This window comes from Pseudohongiella sp. (assembly GCF_011050365.1).
Classification (GTDB): domain Bacteria; phylum Pseudomonadota; class Gammaproteobacteria; order Pseudomonadales; family Pseudohongiellaceae; genus Pseudohongiella.
Genome location: NZ_DRFV01000007.1, coordinates 121,797 through 141,687 on the forward strand (window position 1 = coordinate 121,797; position 19,891 = coordinate 141,687).

Annotated in this window: 18 protein-coding genes and 1 pseudogene; 15 read left to right on the top strand and 4 right to left on the bottom strand. The window is 55.7% G+C overall.

Features of this window, described 5'->3' with window-relative positions; all coding sequences use genetic code 11:
- Window positions 1-68: 68 nt before the first annotated feature.
- The 7 genes from rfbB (at window position 69) to ENH71_RS05640 (ending at window position 6,974) form a co-directional block, all read left to right on the top strand.
- Window positions 69-1,121, top strand: coding sequence for a dTDP-glucose 4,6-dehydratase (gene rfbB / locus ENH71_RS05610; RefSeq protein ID WP_294130216.1), 1,053 nt, complete (start codon window positions 69-71; stop codon window positions 1,119-1,121).
- 173 nt (window positions 1,122-1,294) lie between these two features.
- The gene (gene fadB / locus ENH71_RS05615) at window positions 1,295-3,436 is read left to right on the top strand and encodes a fatty acid oxidation complex subunit alpha FadB (RefSeq protein ID WP_294130214.1); all 2,142 of its coding nucleotides are present in this window, start codon (window positions 1,295-1,297) and stop codon (window positions 3,434-3,436) included.
- A gap of 54 nt (window positions 3,437-3,490) precedes the next feature.
- The gene (ttcA, locus tag ENH71_RS05620; RefSeq protein WP_317622340.1) at window positions 3,491-4,321 is read left to right on the top strand and encodes a tRNA 2-thiocytidine(32) synthetase TtcA; all 831 of its coding nucleotides are present in this window, start codon (window positions 3,491-3,493) and stop codon (window positions 4,319-4,321) included.
- 18 nt (window positions 4,322-4,339) lie between these two features.
- A complete protein-coding gene (locus tag ENH71_RS05625) occupies window positions 4,340-4,546 on the top strand; it encodes a YheU family protein (protein ID WP_294130089.1) in 207 nt (68 codons plus the stop codon).
- A 27-nt stretch (window positions 4,547-4,573) separates the two neighbouring features.
- Window positions 4,574-4,843: a sulfurtransferase TusA gene (gene tusA, locus ENH71_RS05630; protein ID WP_294130088.1), complete on the top strand. Its 270-nt coding sequence runs from the start codon at window positions 4,574-4,576 to the stop codon at window positions 4,841-4,843.
- Window positions 4,844-4,845: 2 nt separating this feature from the next.
- Window positions 4,846-5,790 carry a 5'-3' exonuclease gene (locus ENH71_RS05635; protein ID WP_294130087.1) on the top strand — a complete coding sequence of 315 codons (945 nt, stop codon included), beginning with the start codon at window positions 4,846-4,848 and terminating at the stop codon, window positions 5,788-5,790.
- Complete coding sequence (locus ENH71_RS05640) at window positions 5,787-6,974, top strand: 4-phosphoerythronate dehydrogenase (protein WP_294130086.1); 1,188 nt, start codon at window positions 5,787-5,789, stop codon at window positions 6,972-6,974. Before ENH71_RS05635 ends, ENH71_RS05640 begins: the two co-directional genes overlap by 4 nt.
- Before the next feature lie 49 nt (window positions 6,975-7,023).
- On the opposite strand, the gene ENH71_RS05645 is transcribed toward ENH71_RS05640, so the two are convergent.
- Window positions 7,024-8,247: a pyridoxal phosphate-dependent aminotransferase gene (locus tag ENH71_RS05645; RefSeq protein ID WP_294130085.1), complete on the bottom strand. Its 1,224-nt coding sequence runs from the start codon at window positions 8,245-8,247 to the stop codon at window positions 7,024-7,026.
- A gap of 128 nt (window positions 8,248-8,375) precedes the next feature.
- On the opposite strand from ENH71_RS05645, the gene msrB reads away from it, so the two are divergent.
- Window positions 8,376-8,762, top strand: coding sequence for a peptide-methionine (R)-S-oxide reductase MsrB (gene msrB / locus ENH71_RS05650; protein WP_294130211.1), 387 nt, complete (start codon window positions 8,376-8,378; stop codon window positions 8,760-8,762).
- A gap of 50 nt (window positions 8,763-8,812) precedes the next feature.
- Window positions 8,813-9,586: a transporter gene (locus tag ENH71_RS05655; protein WP_294130084.1), complete on the top strand. Its 774-nt coding sequence runs from the start codon at window positions 8,813-8,815 to the stop codon at window positions 9,584-9,586.
- 43 nt (window positions 9,587-9,629) lie between these two features.
- On the opposite strand, the gene ENH71_RS05660 is transcribed toward ENH71_RS05655, so the two are convergent.
- Window positions 9,630-10,493, bottom strand: a complete 864-nt coding sequence (locus tag ENH71_RS05660) for a hypothetical protein (protein ID WP_294130083.1) — start codon at window positions 10,491-10,493, stop codon at window positions 9,630-9,632.
- Window positions 10,486-11,433 carry a DUF6502 family protein gene (locus ENH71_RS05665; protein WP_294130082.1) on the bottom strand — a complete coding sequence of 316 codons (948 nt, stop codon included), beginning with the start codon at window positions 11,431-11,433 and terminating at the stop codon, window positions 10,486-10,488. Before ENH71_RS05665 ends, ENH71_RS05660 begins: the two co-directional genes overlap by 8 nt.
- A gap of 157 nt (window positions 11,434-11,590) precedes the next feature.
- Between ENH71_RS05665 and ENH71_RS05670 the strand changes: the two genes are divergently transcribed.
- Complete coding sequence (locus tag ENH71_RS05670; RefSeq protein WP_294130080.1) at window positions 11,591-12,535, top strand: alpha/beta fold hydrolase; 945 nt, start codon at window positions 11,591-11,593, stop codon at window positions 12,533-12,535.
- Window positions 12,536-12,539: 4 nt separating this feature from the next.
- Here ENH71_RS05670 and ENH71_RS05675 read toward each other — a convergent pair whose 3' ends face one another.
- Window positions 12,540-12,836: a DUF6316 family protein gene (locus ENH71_RS05675; RefSeq protein WP_294130078.1), complete on the bottom strand. Its 297-nt coding sequence runs from the start codon at window positions 12,834-12,836 to the stop codon at window positions 12,540-12,542.
- 323 nt (window positions 12,837-13,159) lie between these two features.
- Here ENH71_RS05675 and tig point away from each other — a divergent pair.
- The 5 genes and pseudogenes from tig to ENH71_RS05700 all read left to right on the top strand — a co-directional run.
- Window positions 13,160-14,461, top strand: a pseudogene (gene tig, locus ENH71_RS05680) (trigger factor); the annotation flags it as partial.
- A 203-nt stretch (window positions 14,462-14,664) separates the two neighbouring features.
- On the top strand, window positions 14,665-15,285 hold the full coding sequence (clpP, locus tag ENH71_RS05685) for an ATP-dependent Clp endopeptidase proteolytic subunit ClpP (RefSeq protein ID WP_294130076.1): 621 nt from the start codon (window positions 14,665-14,667) through the stop codon (window positions 15,283-15,285).
- Between the two features lie 86 nt (window positions 15,286-15,371).
- Window positions 15,372-16,652: an ATP-dependent Clp protease ATP-binding subunit ClpX gene (gene clpX, locus ENH71_RS05690; RefSeq protein WP_294130075.1), complete on the top strand. Its 1,281-nt coding sequence runs from the start codon at window positions 15,372-15,374 to the stop codon at window positions 16,650-16,652.
- A 149-nt stretch (window positions 16,653-16,801) separates the two neighbouring features.
- Window positions 16,802-19,243, top strand: coding sequence for an endopeptidase La (gene lon / locus ENH71_RS05695; RefSeq protein ID WP_294130072.1), 2,442 nt, complete (start codon window positions 16,802-16,804; stop codon window positions 19,241-19,243).
- Window positions 19,244-19,441: 198 nt separating this feature from the next.
- Window positions 19,442-19,717: an HU family DNA-binding protein gene (locus ENH71_RS05700; protein WP_294130071.1), complete on the top strand. Its 276-nt coding sequence runs from the start codon at window positions 19,442-19,444 to the stop codon at window positions 19,715-19,717.
- Window positions 19,718-19,891: the final 174 nt, after the last annotated feature.

A 19,891-nucleotide genomic window follows, 5' to 3' on the forward strand; every position in this document is an offset into this window, starting at 1 on the left:
TTAAGGACCCGAACATGAACGCAAACAAGGCAGCGTCGCCCGGCAGTACCGGTGCGGCAGAGCACAGCATACGCATCCTGGTGACCGGTGGCGCCGGTTTTATCGGCTCGGCAGTGGTGCGCCATATTATCAGGCACACCCGTGACAGCGTGCTTAATGTCGACAAATTGACCTACGCCGGCAATCTTGAGTCCCTGACCGATGTCAGTGACGACCCGCGCTACGAGTTTGCCCGGGTTGATATCTGTGACCGCGCGGCACTGGATGCGGTGTTGGCCCGATACCAGCCGGCGGCAGTGATGCATCTGGCCGCCGAAAGCCATGTCGATCGCTCCATTGATGGCCCGGCGGCCTTTATCGAAACCAATATTGTCGGCACCTACACCTTGCTTGAGGCGGTTCGCGCATACTGGAGTGCGTTGCCGGAGGCGGCGCGGGCGGCATTTCGCTTTCATCATATCTCCACCGACGAAGTCTATGGCGATCTCGAAGGCCCCGACGACCTGTTTACCGAAACCACCGCGTACGCACCCAGTTCGCCATACTCTGCCAGCAAGGCGAGCTCGGATCACTTGGTTCGTGCCTGGCGGCGTACCTATGGTCTGCCGGTGGTGGTGACCAATTGCTCGAACAATTACGGGCCATACCATTTTCCGGAGAAACTGATACCGCACGTCATTTTGAAGGCGATGCAGGGAGAGCCCCTGCCGGTGTACGGCGACGGCTCGCAGGTGCGTGACTGGTTACACGTCGAGGACCACGCGCGTGCCCTGCACACAGTGCTGCGCCGGGGTGACGTGGGGGAGACGTACAATATTGGCGGGCACAACGAAAAGCGCAATATCGACGTGGTCAAAGCCATCTGCGCTTTGCTTGACGAACTGCATCCGCAGTCACCGGTGACACCACATGAGCAGCTGATTACCTTTGTCAGGGACCGGCCGGGCCACGACCTGCGTTATGCCATTGATGCCAGCAAGATAGCCCGTGAGTTAGGCTGGACGCCGAGTGAAACCTTTGAGTCCGGACTGCGCAAGACCGTGCAGTGGTACCTGGATAACCCACGTTGGTGGCAGCGGGTACTGAGCGGCGATTATCAGTTGCAGCGACTGGGTTCCTGATCGTGGCGAACAGGAAACCGGCAAGCATCCTGTTCTTAACTGACGTATAATTCGTGTCCTTGGATGATTCGCCGGACCGCTTTTGTGGTCGGCGTCCCATACCGGGAAAGAGACCGGGAAAGAGACCGGCCCTGAGACAGGCAGTGAAACAGAAAATGGGAGAGACAATGAGCATGATATACCAAGGCAAGGCTATTACCGTTGAACAGCTGGAATCCGGCATTGCCCGACTGTGTTTTGATTTGCCGCAATCTCCCGTCAATGTGTTTAACAGCCTGATGCTGGAGGAGCTACGCGAGGCCATCTCTGCGGTGGCGGCCAGTGAGGTGCGAGGGCTGCTGTGTTGCAGCGCGAAACAGACCTTTCTGGTCGGTGCTGATATAAAGGAGTTTACCGAAACCTTTAAACTCGAAGAGGCCGAGCTGCTGAACTGGTGCGAGCGCACCAATGCGGTGTTTAACGCCATAGAAGACCTGGCAGTGCCCAGTGTCACGGCCATCAATGGCATGGCGCTTGGCGGTGGTCTGGAGATGTGCCTGGCCACAGACTTCCGGGTCGCTGCTGAATCCGCCTTGCTGGGTTTCCCCGAAGTTAATCTGGGCATCTGCCCGGGTTTTGGTGGCACCGTGCGTGCGCCACGCCTGATGAATGCGGATACCGCCATTGACTGGGTGCGCACAGGCAAACCGGTGAAAGCGCATCAGGCGCTCACGGATGGCGCCGTGGATTCGGTGGTCAGCGACGACATGCTGGAAGAGGCCGCGCTGGAAATGCTGGAACAGGCCATTAGTGGCGAACTGGACGTGGCCGATCGCCGCGCCCAGAAAACCGGCGCGTTGCCACTGACCGCAGGTGAAATTAAAAAGACTTTTACCGAAGGCCTGGCGCGCGCGAAAAAGGATGCCGGAGAGCATTATCCGGCCGCAGCCACGGCTGTTGAAGCCATGTGGAAAGCCGCTGACAACAACCGTGCGTTGGCGCTGATGTTTGAACATCAGGCCTTTGTTGCACTGGCGCGCAGCACCGTGGCGGGCAACCTCGTGCAGTTATTCCTGAATGAGCAGTTTCTTAAGGGCCGCGCCAAAAAACAGGCGACCAGTGCGCAGCCGGTGAAGCAGGCCGCAGTGATGGGTGCCGGTATCATGGGCGGCGGCATTGCTTATCAGTCGGCACTGCGCGGCACACCCATTATCATGAAAGACATCGCCCAGGAAGGTCTTGATCTGGGGCTGGCTGAAGCCGGCAAGCTGTTGAACAAACAGGTCGAGCGCGGCCGTATGCAGCGCAGCAAAGCCGACAGGGTACTGGAAGCGATTACGCCGGCTCTGGATTATACCGGCTTCGACAAAGTCGATATTATTGTTGAAGCCGTGGTGGAAAATCCCAAGGTCAAAAAGCTGGTATTGGCGGAAGTCGAGCAGCTAGTACCGGCCACCACCGTACTGACATCAAATACGTCCACAATCTCCATCAGCCTGTTGGCGCAGGCACTGACACGTCCGGAAAATTTCTGCGGCATGCATTTCTTTAATCCGGTGCCATTGATGCCGCTGGTGGAAGTGATTCGCGGTGAAAAAACCGGTGACCAGGCCGTGGCGCAGACAGTGGCCTACGCGCTGGCATTGGGCAAAGCGCCTATCGTGGTCAATGATTGCCCCGGCTTCCTGGTCAACCGGATTCTGTTTCCGTATTTTGGTGCCTTCTGCCAGTTGTTGCGCGATGGCGCCGATTTCCGTGTCATTGACAGAGTCATGGAGACCTTTGGCTGGCCCATGGGGCCAGCGTACCTGCTGGATGTGGTGGGCATTGATACCGCATCACACTGCATGGCAGTGATGGCTGAAGGATTCCCGGATCGCATGCAGTATGATTTCACCACTGCCATCGATCACCTGTATGAAGCGGGCAGCTACGGGCAGAAAAACGGCAAAGGTTTTTACCGTTATGAACAAAGTGCCGCTGGTCGCCCGACCAAAGTATTTGATGAAGCCATTTTGGCGACGTTGAAGCCACTGCAGGGCGAACCACAGGACATCAGTGAACAGGCCATGTGTGAACGCATGATGGTGGCGCTGTGTCTGGAAGCAGTGCGATGTCTGGAAGACGGCATTGTCAGCTCGGCGGCCGAGGTGGACATGGGGTTGTTGATGGGGCTGGGTTATCCGCGTTTCCGTGGCGGTGCCCTGCGTTATATCGATAACATGGGCGCCGAGGCGTTCTGCACGATGGCGGATCAATACACCCACCTGGGTGCGTTGTATCAGCCCACGCCGGCGCTGCGCGAAATGGCCGCGCAGGGTAAAACATTTTACTGATATTGACTGAATGGAGTGGGTGCTTTGTTAACGCTGGATGTTCAAGAGCAAATAATTCAGAAGCGCACAGACGAGCAGCGGCTGAATCGCAGCCGCAAAAGTCTTCGCCGTGACGTGGGTCGTGCGATTGCCGATTTCAACATGATTGAAGACGGAGATCTGGTCATGGTGTGCCTGTCCGGCGGCAAGGACTCATACACCATGCTTGATATCCTGCTGCATCTTAAAAAACATGCGCCGATTCATTTTGATATCAAGGCGGTAAACCTGGATCAGAAGCAGCCGGATTTCCCGGAACATATCCTGCCTGAGTACCTGCGCAGCATGGGTGTGGATTATCACATCATCGAGCAGGACACGTTTTCCATCGTCAAGGAAAAAACCCCGGAAGGTAAAACCTACTGCGGATTGTGTTCACGTCTGCGCCGGGGCAGTCTGTATACCTATGCCCGACAGATTGGCGCCAACAAGATTGCGCTGGGTCATCACCGTGATGACATCGTCGAGACTTTGTTCCTGAACATGTTCTTCGGCGGCAAGATGAAAGCCATGCCGCCGAAGCTGTTGAGTGATGACAAACAGAATGTGGTGATTCGTCCGCTGGCCTATTGCAGTGAAAAGGAGGTAGCCCGTTATGCTCGTCTGCGCGGCTTCCCGATCATTCCGTGCAATCTGTGTGGTACCCAGGACAATATGCAGCGCCAGGAAATGAAGGCCATGCTGCAGACCTGGGAAAAACAGTACCCGGGCCGTATCGATAATATTTTCCGCAGTATTGCACATATTGAACCGTCGCAACTGGCAGACACGCGGCTGTTCCCGTTCCGTGATTTACGCCGCGACAGCGATGCCCCGCAGCGAATCAACGCTGTTAATGTGGCCTGAGCGGACACAGAGGTTTGCATGGAAATTCCCTGGCAACGTCTGTCGGATGAAGTGCTTGACGCGGTGATTGAAGAGTTTGTTAGCCGTGAGGGCACCGAGTACGGCGCCGAGGATTACACGCTGGCAGAAAAAGTCGCACAGGTACGCCTGCAGCTCAAACGCGGTGAGGCAGTGGTGGATTTTGACCCTGACACCGAAACCTGCCACCTGATAGCGAGCCACTGAATACCGGGTGTCACAGCAGAGAGTGATATGAACGACGATAACATTTCCGACAAGGCCACCCTGGATAACAGCGGAGCTGATATCAACGTTGATGCCAGTGGTCTTTTTTGTCCCGAACCTGTCATGCTGTTACATAACAAATTTCGTGATATGCAACCAGGTGACACCTTGCTGATGACGGCAACGGATCCGTCTACCACGCGTGATGTCCCCAAGTTCTGTCTGTTTCTGGGCCACGATATGGTCGCCCACGATGAGCAGGGCGGTGTCTATCGTTACCTGCTGCGAAAGAACTGATCATGGCAGCACCGGTGTATCTGATTGATGCGTCCATCTATATTTTTCAGGCGCACTTTTCCCCGCAGTTTCAGAGCTGGTCAAAGCGCTCGGAGGATCGAAGTGCCTTTGCCGGGTTTGCCCGTTTTCTGTTGCGGTTTTTACAGGTGACCAAAGCAGAGAAACTGGCGGTGGCATTTGACGAAAGCCTGTTCAGTGGTTTCCGCCACCAACTTTATCCTGCTTACAAATCCAACCGGGTATTGCCGGACGACAATCTGGCGCGCCAGCTCAAAGCCTGCGCCAGTCTGTGCAAGGTACTGGGTGTTGCGGCCTACGCCAGTCGCAACTATGAAGCCGACGACATCATTGGCACTCTGAGCGCCTGCGTGCGAAGCGAGCAAACTCCCGGGCTCGTGTCACCGGTGGTGATCGTTACCCGTGACAAGGATCTGTCACAGCTGCTGGCCCGCGAAGAAGATTATGTCTGGGACTTTAATGCCGGTGTGCGCCGTTATCGACAGGACATTTTTGCGCATTATGGTATCTGGCCTGAACAGTTTCCGTGTTTCCTGGGGCTGACCGGCGACAGTATTGACTGCATTCCCGGAGTGCCCGGCATCGGCCCGGTCGCGGCTCGTCATCTGCTGCAGCATTTCACTGATCTGGATGCGTTGTTTCCGCAACTGGAGACGGTGTCCGATCTTGGTTTTCGGGGTGCCCGGCGTTGCCGGCAGTTACTGCAGGAGCATCAGCAACAGGCATTGCTGAGCCGACAACTGGCGCGCATTGTCAGCTGCGAAGATGTGTCAGAATCGTTTGTCATGCAGACCAGTGACGCATTGCGGGTGGCAGACATTGATGGACCCGGTTTTATGGCATTGCTTGCCGACATGGCTTTGGCCGACGGTGATGTACAGCGCCTGCAGGCCATGCTGCACGGGTTAGTAAAGGCGGAGGCCGCATGAGTGGGAAGCGTATAAAAATAGTGGCCGATGAAAATATTCTGGCGCTCGATGGCTGGTTTGGCAAAAAAGTTGAGCTGGTCCTGGTGCCGGGTCGTGATATTCGTGCAGAGCATGTACAGGACGCGGATGCCTTGCTGGTGCGTTCCATTACCCGGGTCGACAAAAACCTGTTGCAGGGCTCCACAGTGCGCTTTGTTGGTACTGCCACCAGTGGCACGGATCATCTGGATCTGGCCTGGCTGGCACAACAGGATATCACGGTAGCCGATGCCGCCGGTGCCAATGCCAATGCTGTGGTGGAATATGTACTGGCGGCGCTGGCCTCCCTGATCAAGGAGGAGGGGCTGGCACTGTGGCAAAGTCGCGTTGCGGTTATCGGCGCAGGTCATGTGGGGAGTGCACTGATCCGGCGCCTGCAGAGCCTCGGTATACAGTGTGTGGCATGTGACCCGCTGCAGCAGATTGTGAACAATGTGGATTATGTCGGGCTCGATGAAGCCCTGCGTGCCGATGTCGTCTGCCTGCATACCCCGCTGACCCGGGATGGCAAACATGCGACCTGGCATATGCTTGACCAGGAGCGGTTGTCAGCGCTGCGTCCGGAGACGGTGTTGATCAATGCCGGCCGTGGCGAGGTGATTGAGACTGCGGCATTGCTTGAGCTGATGCAGCGGGTTCCCGAACAAAAGGTCATTCTGGATGTGTGGGAAAACGAGCCGTCACCGGCGCTGGCGTTGTTGCGCAAGGTGGCCATCGGTACACCCCATATCGCCGGCTACAGTGTGGAGGCCAAACTGGCAGCCAGCCGCTTTGTGCTGACGCGTTTGTGTGAGCATTTCGACAAAAAAATACCAGCCATGCTGCCACCGACCAATCTGCCCCTGATCGTGCATGATGAGCGTTACACGGCAGCACCGCGTTTTGCCTGGGATGGTGACCAGAGCGACGAGCACATGTTTGCCGATATTGTACTGGGTACATTTTCGCCGGCGCTGGTGTCACAGCGCTTTACCACGATGTATCAGGAAGCGACGGCGGAGCAGAGCGGCGCCCGGGTATTTGACAGATTGCGCCGCGAACTGGCCATGCGGCGCGAATTTTCCGCCTGCCACCTGCACGCGGCGGCGTATAGCCCGCAACTGGCGAGCTGGCTGCATGCGGCAGGGTTTGTGTTGCAGGCCTGATGGCTTAGTGCAGCTTTTAGCTATCCGGCCTGTTACCGTGCAGGCTCTCTTACAGTGCTGATTGCGCCCACTTGCCCAGAAAGCGTTCCACTTTGCTGATGGCCTGCTGCAACACGTCTGTGGTGGGCAGGAAGACAATACGCAGGTGCTGGGTGTCACTGATATTGAAGGCGCTGCCCTGGACCAGCAAAATCTTTTCGCGCTCCAGCAAATCCTGGATAAATCGCTGGTCATCGGCAATCGGGTACATGTCCGGGTCCAGCCGCGGAAACATGTAGATGGCACCTTTGGGTTTGACACAGGTCACGCCGGGAATCTGGGTCAGCATGTCCCAGGCGATATCACGCTGTTCGCGCAGTCGGCCACCCGGCAAAATCAGCTCGTTGATGCTCTGGTAGCCACCCAGGGCGGTTTGCACTGCAAACTGCGCCGGTACGTTGGCACACAGGCGCATATTGGAGAGGATTTCCAGGCCTTCGATGTAATTGGTTGCGTGCTCTTTGGCGCCGCTCAGAATCATCCAGCCGGAGCGGAAACCCGCCAGCCGGTACGATTTCGACAGGCCATTGAAGGTGACAATAAACAGGTCGTCGCACAGCGACGCAATCGGCGTATGTACAGCACCGTCATAGAGGATTTTGCTGTAAATCTCGTCGGCAAAAATGATGAGCTTGTGTTTGCGGGCGACGCGGATAATATCCAGCAGCAGCTCCGGGCTGTATACCGAGCCGGTGGGGTTGTTGGGGTTGATGATGACCAGGGCACGGGTTTTGGCAGTGATTTTCTGTTCAATATCGCTGATGTCGGGAAACCAGTCCGCCTGCTCATCACAAACATAGTGGATGGGATTGCCGCCGCCCAGACTCACCGCCGCAGTCCACAGTGGGTAGTCGGGTGCCGGCACCAGTACCTCATCACCATTGTTGAGCAGCGCCTGCATGGCCATCACAATCAACTCGCTGACGCCGTTGCCCAGATAAATATCATCAATATCGACGCCATCAATGCCAATTTGCTGGCACTCCTGCATAATGGCCTTGCGGGCAGAAAACAGTCCCTTGGAGTCGCTGTAGCCCTGCGCATTGGGCAGGTTGCGGATAACATCCTGGATGATTTCTTCAGGCGCTTCAAAACCGAACGCGGCCGGATTGCCAATATTAAGCTTGAGGATGCGATTGCCTTCTTCCTCAAGTCGTTTGGCTTCTTCCAGCACCGGGCCACGAATGTCGTAGCAGACTTTCGCCAGTTTTTCCGACTGCCTGATTTTTTTCATAATGCAATTTCCGGGATGTACGTGTTGGGGCGATATTGTAAACTGACAGCAGAAAAATGATAGAGGAGAGAGTTGTGACAATTGACAGCAAAAGCCAGTGCAGCGTGCCTTCAGGCAATACGCACAAGATCAGCGACGCCGACAGGGACCGCCTGCGTGCCGAGCTGGACCCCGAGACCTACCATATCGTCTGTGAAGCCGGCACTGAGCGGGCTTTCAGTGGCAAATACTGGGACTGCAAAACGCCAGGTATGTATCACTGCGTCGTCTGTGATGCCGCGTTGTTCGATTCGGAAACCAAGTATGACTCCGGTTCCGGTTGGCCCAGCTATTACCAGCCGATCGCGGAAGCGGCGGTGACCGAGGTCAAGGATACCAGCCACGGCATGGTGCGCACGGAAGTGGTGTGCGGCAAATGTGAAGCGCATCTGGGCCACGTGTTTGAGGATGGTCCACCCCCGACAGGCCTGCGTTATTGCATCAATTCGGCCTCTGTGGTCCTGCACGAGAGGTGATTGCGGGCTGCCACACGTTAACCCGGTCGGTATGCAACCGACGGGCGGCAGTGGCGGCACTGTTGCTGTCCATCGCCCCGGCCGGCCATGGGCAAACAGGCGGCGCGCAGCCGTCGGCCAGCCACACCACGGCCATCGGCCTGTTTTACAGTCGCGGGGGTTACGGTGAAAGTCGTGACACCCGGATTCGTTACCTGCCGCTGTCTCATGAGGTTGCCCGCGGGAGTTGGCGGGTGAAAGCGACAGTGCCGGTGCTGGAGGTTAGCGGTCCGGCCAATGTACTGGTCAACGTCGGCAGTCTGGGCGGGTTTTCCGGCTCCAGAACCTCACAGGTGTCGGCCGGGGGTGTGGGTGATGTCAGCGTTAGCCTGACCTACGAAGTACCAGCCTGGTCAGCCAATGCGCCGTATATTGACGTCAGCGTCGAGCTCAAGGCGCCGACTGCGGACCCGGAGCAAGGTCTGGGTACCGGTCGCATGGATGCCGGTATGCAGGTCGATTTGTATCAACTGGCGGGTCCGCTGACTGTGTTTGCGTCAGCCGGTTACCGTTATCGCCGGCAATCGCCTTTTTATCCGGGGCTGGAGAATTCTGTTTTCGCCTCGCTGGGCGCCAGTGCCAATTGGGGAGATGCGCTGCAATACGGCCTGATCTACGACTACCGTCAGGCGGCGTCTGACTTTACCGGTGAAACCCATGAATTGTTGCCCTACCTGTCCTGGACGATGTCACCGGCGTGGAGCGCCATGCTCTACACCGTCACCGGATTCACTGAGGACAGTGCAGATTTCGCCGCCGGCCTGCAATTGAGCCGGCGCTGGTAGTCATTTCTCCATATCCCCGCCGCAGCCGGTATTGAGCATCGGTTCAGATCTGCATGGGCCTGGGGCGCGGCGGCACAATCGATGCGCGGTCGACTGCCGGCCGCATGCGCTGGAAGGGCGGCAATTCCGGGCGCTGGATGCGCTCGGGAATCAGCGGGCGACCGCTGTCAAAATCGTCTTCCTGTCGTGCTTCATCAATGTCGCTGTCAGTGGCAGTGTCAGCAATCTCTTCAGACTGAAGTTGCTCAAGCACCAATGGCCGGTCAGCATTGCCGTGGTCGACGCCGGTGTCTGTGCCGGGTTCCGGCTCTGCGGCGGGCAAAGCTGATTCGGCGGGTGCGGCCAACTCCATGCGGAAACGTTCGATATTGTCAGTTCCTGTGCCTTCCGGTATCTGCACCCGGATTTCCAGCGTTGGCTCCACAATGGTGGCATTGTCGGCGTCTGCCATGTCCAGCAGGCGTCGCGCATGGGGCGGCAGTGTCTGAGTGTCTTCATCAAGAATATCAAGCGCCGGTGTACTGTCCAGGAACTCAGGGCTTCGGGGCGCGTTGCGTTGCAGTTCGATCAGCGGCCGCATGTCTTCGGGTATGCGCGCAGTCTCAATATCCTGTTGTTGCAGAAAAGGCATGATCAGGCTATCCGCGCTGATGTCACCGCGGTCTGAGCTGTCTTCGGTTTCATCGCTGCCCAGGAAGGGGCTGGGGGCGCCGGTACCACCCAGGCCGCTGTCGCCATTAATACCGCCGGTACGGCCGGTGCCGCCCATGCCGCTGCCCTGATCATCACCGCCACCGCCAATGGTGCCGATGCTACTGGTCGCAATCAGAAAGCTGCACACGAAAATCACCAGGGCCATCAGAATGGCCAGCGGGTAGCTGCGAAGTGCAAGTATGGCTCTAGGCATTATCCTGATCCTGTTGCGACTGGGTGCCGTCCTGGGTGTTTGCCTGCTTGTCAGTATGATTCTCGTAGCGACTATTGTAATGGAATATGCCGAAATTCATACGGAACCGGTTGGGATTTTTCGACGTTTTTGCTGATTTTGTGACGGCAGCCGCAGACGATTCTGCGTCGGCGCGCTGCAGGGCCAGTGCTTCATTGTTCAGGGCGCGCAGGGCGTTCATGCCCAGTTCCTCGGCCAGTTCGTTCAGTGCCTGAATGGAGTTCTCGCTCAGGCGATCGTAATACACGCTGCGATCGAAGAAAGCCGGCTTGTTGCCCAGCAGGTTGTGGGTGCCGGCACTGATATGGTCGTGCAGGTTTTTGCCAAAAAAGAACACTTTCTCATCAAAGCCTTTGTCCGGGGTAAAGGCGCCGGTATTGAGCACGACGCGGCCCTGTTCGTCCTGATGGGCAACGCCCAGGTGGATCCATTCGTCGAGGATGACCCTGGGACGAATGTCCTGGCGGCAAACCATTTCCACCAGATCGTCAAAACAGGCTTCTTCGCCGGCCTGCGCTGAGCGCAGCGGCAAAGGCAATGGCTTGCCGGACGCATCCCGGAAACAGGCAGAGCCCAGCCAATTGGCGATCAGCTGCGCGCCGACCGAGATATTGGCAGGCAACACCGCTGCATCAGCCTGCTCACTGCGCAGGCGTTTGACATCCTTGCGGTGGACGCCGGTCAGCAGGGTGATGCGACTATCTGATTGGCGTTTGCCGTCGACAGAAAACTCGCTGTCGGCGACGTCGACATAGATGGACTTGAGCAGGGTCGTCAAATACGGATAGCTGACCTGAAACGATAACAGTAAACGTACCAGCGGGCGCAGCAGTTTGCGCAGCGCTGTTACCAGGGCGGCGGGGGGCTGTCCCGGAGATTGGCTGACGTTGTTGTCACTCATGGCGAACAGTATAGCCAGAGGTGGGAAATAATCCCACAAATATTTTGTGACATGTGTTGACGTGGGAATAATTCCCACCTACTATTCACACTAACACAATCAACGGCATACCGCGCCTGAACACTCAGACTGGGCGTTGGCTGCTACAAGGCGATCTATGTTTGCACGCTTTAGGGATGACAGCTTTTATTTGCCCGGGTCGGTGGTAACGCCTGACAATGACCTGTCCCTGCCCCAAGCACCGGCACGACATCTGACGCTCGACGATGGCCGTCGCCTGAGTTGGTGCGAAACCGGCCACCGCCATGGTTATCCCCTGATTTACTTCCACAGCCAGGCCGGCTCCCGCCTTGAAGCTGAATTGCTGCATGACGCGGCGTTTGCTGCCGGTTTTCGTGTGATTGCCGTGGACAGGCCCGGTATCGGCTGCTCAGATTTCAAAAAACTGCGCGGTCACAGCGATTTCGCTCACGATATCGCAGCGTTGCTTCGCCATCTCGGTATCAACCGTGCCGGCACGATGGGCTGGGACGGTGGCGCGGCGTTTGCGCTGGCGTTCGGTCATTGTTATCCGGGCCAGACTGCGTTTGTTACCTTGCTGGCGCCCGTCGCCGGCCGCCCCGTCGCACGGCGACGGACGGGAGTGCGCATGTTGACTGCGCTGGTGAGTGCGTTTGTTTATGCCCGGCACCGGGTGCGTGGTTCGCGAGTCGAGCAGTGTCTGGCACGTTTGCGTGAGGGCCTGTGTTACGCCGATCGCAAACAATTTGATAATCCGTGGATTTACCGCTTGCTGGTCAGGGACGCCAACGAGGCGGTCCGCCAGGGCGGGCGGGGCGTAGCCCAGGACAGTGTGCTGAGTCTGGCGGACTGGGATTTTGAGCCCGCCGCAATTACCGCGCCGGTAGATGTCTGGCGCGGCAGAGCAGATACGCTGAGCGCGTTTTGCCATGTCCGGGTGCTGCAGGAGGCATTACCCAACGTCACACTGCACTCGATTCCCGGACAGGGGCACTTCTTCTTTGCCGGTTCCGAAGCCGGTGCCGCGTCAGGTCCTGCGGCCGATATCTTCCGTTACGCCCGCAGTGCGCTGAGAGCCTGAAACCTCAGCTAACCTGTCGTCGACCGATTACTCCGCAGGTCCGGAAATGCAGCTTGTGCGGCATCATACTGCTTTGCTGCAGGCGGCTGGTTTCGTCGATAAAGCGATGCAGCATTGATTCGGCTTCACAGCGATAGCGGAAAGGCCCGACATCCTTGCCTTCACGGGTACGGAAATACCAAAGTCCGGACAGACTGAAAAGGCGATCCGAACGCTCATGGCTGTGCATGCCGACATCGGTCAGACGGGCGTCATTGCTGCTGTTTACCTCAGGGCGGGTACTGGTGCTGGCGTTTTGCATGGCAGGAGTCTCGACTAGGGTTATTTTTGGTTATTTTTATTGATCGCTCGTTTTTGCAGGTGGCTTAATACTAGACCACTCTCTGGCGGAATAATATCCCCGCGTCTGAGAAAAAGTGTGATCTGTCGCAAATTCAGCTATAAAAGGCGCTGCGCGATTATTTATTGAATAAAACCAGTGTCTGTGGGACAATCGCGCTCTTCAAAATACCCTGTTTTCCACTTAACTTGTTGAAATAGTTGATGGAAATTATTTTGGCTGACTTATAATAACTGTTTACACTGACCGTGCGTGATGGGCGCGCCGGTTCGAGAGGAATTTTCATGCAAGTTTCGATTGAAACCACAACTGGATTAGAGCGCCGTATGACTATTGGCGTGCCTGCGGCTGAAGTAGAGAACGCTGTTGCCGCTCGTCTGAACGAAGCCGCCAGAACCGTCAAGATCAACGGTTTCCGTAAAGGTAAGATTCCTCACAAAGTCATCAAGGACCGTTTCGGTAAGGGTGTGCGTCAGGAAGTTCTGGGCGAAGTCATGAGCCGCAGTTATTACGCTGCCATTACCGAGCAGAAGATCAAGCCTGCCGGACAGCCTAAAATTGAACCGACTTCCATGGATGAAGGCAAAGACATCGAGTTTGTCGCCACATTCGAGGTATATCCCGAAGTCACTCTGTCCGATTTCACCAAGGTGAAGGCAGAGAAACTGGTAGCCGAAGTGACTGACAAAGATATCGACACCATGATCGAGAATCTGCGTCAGCAGCGTCAGGAATGGGACGAAGTCAAGCGTCAGGCCAAGAACGACGATATGGTCAATATCGACTATGAAGGCACCATCGACGGTGAAGCATTCTCCGGTGGCACCGGCAGCAACACTAATCTGGTGCTGGGTTCCGGTCGTATGATTGAAGGCTTTGAGAAAGGATTGCTGAAATCAAAAGCGGGCGACGAAGTCACTCTGGAGTTGACGTTCCCCGAGGAATACCGAAACAAGGAACTGGCAGGCAAACCAGTGGTGTTCAAGGTCAAGGTCAACTCGGTCTCCGCGCCGAAGTTGCCGGAGCTGAACGACGAATTTTTTGCTGCCTTCGGTGTCAATGAAGGCGGTGAGGCCGGTTTCCGCAAGGAAGTGGCGGCCAATATGGAGCGCGAGTTGAAAAAGGCGAGCAAGAATCGTCTGAAAACTAACGTGATGGATGTGTTGCTGGAACAGAACGAAGTGGATGTGCCGTCCGCGTTGGTCGGCTCGGAAATTGATGTACTACGACAGCAGGCCTTGCAGCAGTTTGGCCAGGGAGCGCAGAATCTGGATCCAAGCCTGTTGCCGGACGAGCTGTTCCGTGAACAGGCTGAGAAACGCGTCAAGCTGGGCCTGATTCTGGGTGAGGTGATCAAGCAGAAGGGTCTGCGCGCTGATGCCGCCATGGTACGTGAGGCGATTGAAGATATCGCGGCAACGTATGAGACGCCGGAAGAAGTCGTCAATTACTACTACAGCAATAAAGAGCAGCTTGATACGGTCGAGTCTGCAGTGCTGGAAGACCAGGTGTTTGACCTGATTGCAGAACAGGCGCAGATCAAGGAGCGTAAAGTCAGCTATCAGGAACTGACCAACCCCAAGCAGGCGGCGGAAGAAAAAGCCGACGAGGGCAAGGCCAGCAAGTCAGCAGAGAAACCTGCCGCTGCCAAAAAACCTGCCGCAAAAAAGCCGGCAGCGAAAAAGGCAGCTGACGCGGATGCTGCGCCAGCCGACAAGAAGCCAGCCAAAAAGGCGGCTAAAAAGACAGATAAAGAGTGATAAAACGACAGACAAAAAGGCCTGATCATATGTCGAGTGAATCGATGCTATCGATGATAGAAGCCAACCTGGTTCCCATGGTTGTTGAGCAGAATGCCCGTGGCGAGCGCGCGTATGATATCTACTCGCGCCTGCTGAAAGAACGGGTCATTTTTCTGATCGGTCCGGTCGAAGACCACATGGCGAATTTGGTGGTGGCGCAGTTGTTGTTCCTCGAGTCGGAGAATCCGGACAAGGATATTCACCTGTACATCAATTCACCGGGCGGCGCCGTCACAGCAGGACTGTCGATTTATGACACCATGCAGTTCATCAAGCCGGATGTGAGCACCATGTGCATCGGTCAGGCTGCCAGTATGGGTGCATTCCTGCTGACCGGTGGCGCGCATGGCAAGCGTCATGCGTTGCCCAATTCGCGCATGATGATCCATCAGCCCAGCGGCGGCGCTCAGGGCCAGGCATCGGATATCGAAATCCAGGCCACTGAAATTTTGAAAATGCGCCGGCAACTCAATGAAATCATGGCGCACCATACCGGTCGCTCGATTGAAGAGATTGAGCGCGAGACCGAACGCGACCATTTCATGAATGCCGAAGAGGCAGTATCATACGGGTTGATTGATAAGGTTATTTCACGCAGAGCCGTGTAATGTCAGAGTAGCAGGGGCCCGATAACGTTCCTGCTATCGGTGCTCCGGTGCCATACTGACTGCGGTTACACGTTAGAGGAAATTGAATGTCTGATGATCGCTACAACAAGGGTGATGACAACGGCAAACTGCTGTACTGCTCATTTTGCGGTAAAAGCCAGCACGAAGTCCGTAAGCTGATCGCTGGCCCTTCTGTATTTGTTTGCGATGAGTGCGTGGATCTTTGCAACGATATTATCCGCGAAGAGATTCAGGAGAAGGAAGCGGAATCCGGCCGCAAGAAGTTGCCAACGCCTGAGGAAATCAAACAGACGCTTGATGAATATGTTATCGGCCAGGAAAACGCCAAGAAAGTGCTGGCGGTCGCCGTCTACAACCACTACAAACGCCTGGGCTATGATCGCCGCAGCGGTGATGTTGAGCTTGGTAAAAGCAATATCCTGATGATCGGGCCAACCGGTACCGGTAAAACCCTGCTGGCGGAAACACTCGCCAGGTTGCTGGACGTACCCTTTACCATCGCTGATGCCACCACCCTGACCGAAGCCGGTTATGTCGGTGAAGACGTGGAAAACATCATTCAGAAGCTTTTGCAGAAATGCGACTATGATGTTGAAAAGGCTCAGATCGGCATTGTCTATATCGATGAGATCGACAAGATTTCCCGCAAATCAGACAACCCGTCCATCACCCGTGATGTGTCTGGTGAGGGCGTCCAGCAGGCATTATTGAAACTGATCGAAGGCACGGTGGCATCAGTGCCACCGCAGGGCGGCCGCAAGCATCCGCAGCAGGAGTTTCTGCAGGTGGATACCGCCAACATCCTGTTTATTTGCGGCGGCGCTTTTGCCGGACTCGACAAGATCATCCGTGATCGCTCCGAGAAAAGCGGTATTGGTTTCAGCGCCGAAGTGCGTAGCAAGGATGTCGACAAGATGATCGGCGAGTCGTTGCGCAATGTTGAGCCTGAAGACCTGGTCAAGTTCGGCCTGATCCCTGAATTTGTTGGGCGTCTGCCGATGATTGCGACGTTGGAGGAGCTCGACCTGGATGCGCTGGTTCGTATTCTGAAAGAGCCGAAAAATTCCCTGGTCAAGCAGTACCAGAAGCTGTTCGAAATGGAAGAAGTGGAAATCCAGTTCCGGGATGACGCGTTGCAAGCAGTGGCGAAAAAGGCCAAGGAGCGCAAAACAGGTGCCCGTGGTCTGCGTTCTATCATGGAAAACGTGCTGCTCGAGAGCATGTACAAGATTCCTTCCACAAAAAATGTGTCGAAAGTTGTGATAGATGCTGCCGTTATCAATGGAGAGTCGGAACCATTGTTGATGTACGAATCCGAACAGCAGCCTTCCAAGACGGCAGAGTAACGTCCTCTCCGGCGGGCCGTCGGCCCGCCGTTGGTTTACGTGGATCCGCGCATGCGATTCAGGTTCCCCTTGAAATCCCTCACGGCAGGCCTCACATTAAGAGGCTATAGATTGCTACTACAGCCACTACGACTACGATGAGTATTATTATGGGCGACGCTACTGATACCCCGACCGATCTCCGGTCCAGTCTACCTCTGTTACCCCTGCGCGATGTTGTGGTGTACCCGCAAATCGTCCAGCCGCTGTTTGTCGGTCGTCCACGTTCCATCCGGTCGTTGGAAATCGCCATGCAGAGCCACAAGCAGGTGCTGCTGGTGGCGCAGAAAAATGCGTCCGAAGATGATCCGGGTCTGAAAGACATATTCTCTGTTGGTACCATCGCCACCATCCTGCAACTGATCCGTCTGCCTGATGGCACCGTCAAGGTGTTGGTAGAGGGCGTCACGCGCGCGCGCATCCGCTCTGTTGAGCTGGAAGATGACTATTTCCAGAGCGAGGTTATGCCACTGCACTCCGATCCGCTGCCGGACAAGCAGTCGCAATTATTGTTGCGCTCATTGCTGTCTCAGTTCGATCAGTACGTGCAGCTTAGCCGCAAAATACCGCCGGAAGTGATGAGCTCAATTTCAGGTATTGATGAGCCGGGCCGCATGGTGGACACCATCGCCTCGCATATGTCGCTGCAGTTGCAGGAAAAACAGAACCTGCTGGAGCTGGTGGGATTACAGCCGCGCATTGAGCATCTGATGGGCCTGATCGAAGCCGAGATTGACCTGTTCCAGGTTGAAAAGCGCATCCGTGGCCGCGTTAAAAAGCAGATGGAAAAAAGCCAGCGCGAGTACTACCTGAACGAGCAGATGAAGGCCATCCAGAAAGAAATGGGTGACATGGAAGACGGCCCCAATGAGGCCGAAGAGTTAAAGAACAAAATCGAAAAAGCCGGCATGACCAAGGAAGCCAAGGACAAATCCCTGGCCGAATGGAACAAGTTGAAAATGATGTCGCCGATGTCCTCGGAAGCGTCTGTGGTGCGCACCTATCTCGACTGGATGGTGAACATTCCCTGGAAAAAGCGTAGCAAGATAAGTCTGGAGCTGGACAAGGCCGAAGGCATTCTCAATGCCGATCATTACGGTCTGGAAGAAGTCAAAGAGCGCATTCTCGAGTATCTGGCTGTGCAGAAGCGGGTGAAAAAGCTCAAAGGGCCTATTTTGTGTCTGGTGGGACCTCCCGGTGTCGGCAAGACTTCGCTGGGTGAGTCCATTGCCCGGGCCACCAATCGCAAGTTCATCCGTATGGCCGTGGGCGGTGTGCGTGATGAAGCAGAAATCCGTGGTCACCGGCGTACCTATATCGGTTCACTGCCGGGCAAGCTGATGCAGAAACTGTCCAAGGCGGGGGTCAAGAATCCGCTGTTCCTGCTCGACGAGATTGACAAAATGGGCATGGATCATCGCGGTGACCCGGCCTCGGCGTTGCTGGAGGTGCTGGACCCGGAGCAGAACAAGGCGTTCAACGATCATTATCTGGAAGTGGATTATGACCTGTCCGAGGTCATGTTCGTGTGTACCTCCAATACCATGAATATTCCCGGGCCGTTGCTGGACCGCATGGAAGTCATCCGTTTGCCTGGATACACCGAAGCGGAGAAAACCAATATCGCTGCCAAGTATCTGTTGCCCAAACAGCTGGAAGCCAATGGTCTGGCCAAAGACGAGCTGACGGTGCCGGAAGAGACCATTCGCGATCTGATTCGCTATTATAGTCGCGAGGCTGGTGTGCGTGGACTGGAGCGTGAAATAGCCAAGCTGTGTCGCAAAGTGGTCAAGGAAGCCGCCATGCGTGATGACAAGGTCAAAGGCAAGGGCAAGGCAGCCGGACAGCAATTGGTGCTGACGCCGGATCTGCTCGAGGACTATTCCGGTGTGCGCAAGTACGATTATGGTGTGGCCGAGGAAAGTAACCGGGTAGGGCAGGTCAATGGCCTGGCCTGGACCCAGGTGGGTGGCGAGTTGCTGACAATTGAGTCTGTTGCTGTCGAAGGTAAGGGTAAAACCGTCAAAACCGGCTCACTGGGCGACGTCATGCAGGAGTCGATTCAGGCTGCCCTGACAGTTGTGCGCAGCCGCTCTGCGATGCTGGGCCTGAAGTCCAACTTCCACGAGAATATCGATCTGCACATTCATGTGCCCGAAGGTGCGACACCAAAGGATGGTCCAAGCGCCGGTGTTGGCATGTGTACCGCTATAGTGTCGGTGCTGACCAACATTCCGGTGAAAGCAGACGTTGCCATGACCGGGGAAATCACATTGCGCGGTCAGGTCTTGCGCATCGGCGGGCTGAAGGAAAAATTGTTGGCGGCGCATCGCGGCAATATCAAAACCGTGATTATTCCTGCTGATAATGAACGCGATCTGAAAGAGATTCCGGACAACATCAAAGCCGACCTCGCCATTCATCCGGTCAAGTGGATTGATCAGGTGCTGGAGCTGGCACTGGAGCGGATGCCGCAGCCATTACCGCAGGGTGACGGGCCGATTAGCGGAAAAGATGCAGCAAAAGACGAAAATGCTGTCAGCACCCACTGAATACGGCGTTTTTGTGTTGACACGGCTTTCGGGCGCTTGGTATAAAGTCACGGTTGTTTAAGGCTTTATGCCCGCGCACCGTCTGGGTCTTACAGATTCTGACGACGCAGCATTCAGCTCCTTCTGGTAGGAAGTAAACCAGATTGAAACCTTCACTCCGATACACCATTAACAGGTACAGAAAAACAAGGGGATACTGTGAATAAATCAGAATTGATCGAAGCCGTTGCTGCCAGTGCAGACTTACCGAAAGCGGCAGCTGCGCGCGTCGTCGATGCCATGATCGACACGATTACAGACTCACTGCAAAAGAGTGAGCCGGTAGTGCTCGTTGGCTTTGGTACGTTTGGCACAAAAGATCGTGCTGCGCGCACTGGCCGTAATCCGCAGACGGGTGCAACGATTGAAATCAAAGCGGCCAAAGTGCCGAATTTCAAGCCGGGCAAAGCACTGAAAGATGCGGTAAACAGCTAAGTTTTTCTGACGACGCCGGGTGTCAAGTTTCGGCACGATGTCAGAACCGGAGCCTGAAGGTATCGTTGAGTGGATTGTGATCACGTGATCAGATTCACATCCTGTCAGGACCGGTAAAAGGGCGCATCATTGATGCGCCCTTTTAGTTTTAAAACAGATTGTAGTTTAAAGACA

Excerpts from the sequence above, each read along its gene's own strand:
- ENH71_RS05625 (WP_294130089.1), top strand. The coding sequence starts at position 4,340 with ATGGAAATTCCCTGGCAACGTCTGTCGGATGAAGTGCTTGACGCGGTG.
- lon (WP_294130072.1), top strand. The coding sequence starts at position 16,802 with ATGGGCGACGCTACTGATACCCCGACCGATCTCCGGTCCAGTCTACCT.
- ENH71_RS05660 (WP_294130083.1), bottom strand. The coding sequence starts at position 10,493 with ATGCCTAGAGCCATACTTGCACTTCGCAGCTACCCGCTGGCCATTCTG.
- clpX (WP_294130075.1), top strand. The coding sequence starts at position 15,372 with ATGTCTGATGATCGCTACAACAAGGGTGATGACAACGGCAAACTGCTG.
- ENH71_RS05675 (WP_294130078.1), bottom strand. The coding sequence starts at position 12,836 with ATGCAAAACGCCAGCACCAGTACCCGCCCTGAGGTAAACAGCAGCAAT.
- tusA (WP_294130088.1), top strand. The coding sequence starts at position 4,574 with ATGAACGACGATAACATTTCCGACAAGGCCACCCTGGATAACAGCGGA.
- ENH71_RS05635 (WP_294130087.1), top strand. The coding sequence starts at position 4,846 with ATGGCAGCACCGGTGTATCTGATTGATGCGTCCATCTATATTTTTCAG.
- clpP (WP_294130076.1), top strand. The coding sequence starts at position 14,665 with ATGTCGAGTGAATCGATGCTATCGATGATAGAAGCCAACCTGGTTCCC.
- ENH71_RS05670 (WP_294130080.1), top strand. The coding sequence starts at position 11,591 with ATGTTTGCACGCTTTAGGGATGACAGCTTTTATTTGCCCGGGTCGGTG.
- ENH71_RS05640 (WP_294130086.1), top strand. The coding sequence starts at position 5,787 with ATGAGTGGGAAGCGTATAAAAATAGTGGCCGATGAAAATATTCTGGCG.
- ENH71_RS05645 (WP_294130085.1), bottom strand. The coding sequence starts at position 8,247 with ATGAAAAAAATCAGGCAGTCGGAAAAACTGGCGAAAGTCTGCTACGAC.
- ENH71_RS05665 (WP_294130082.1), bottom strand. The coding sequence starts at position 11,433 with ATGAGTGACAACAACGTCAGCCAATCTCCGGGACAGCCCCCCGCCGCC.
- fadB (WP_294130214.1), top strand. The coding sequence starts at position 1,295 with ATGATATACCAAGGCAAGGCTATTACCGTTGAACAGCTGGAATCCGGC.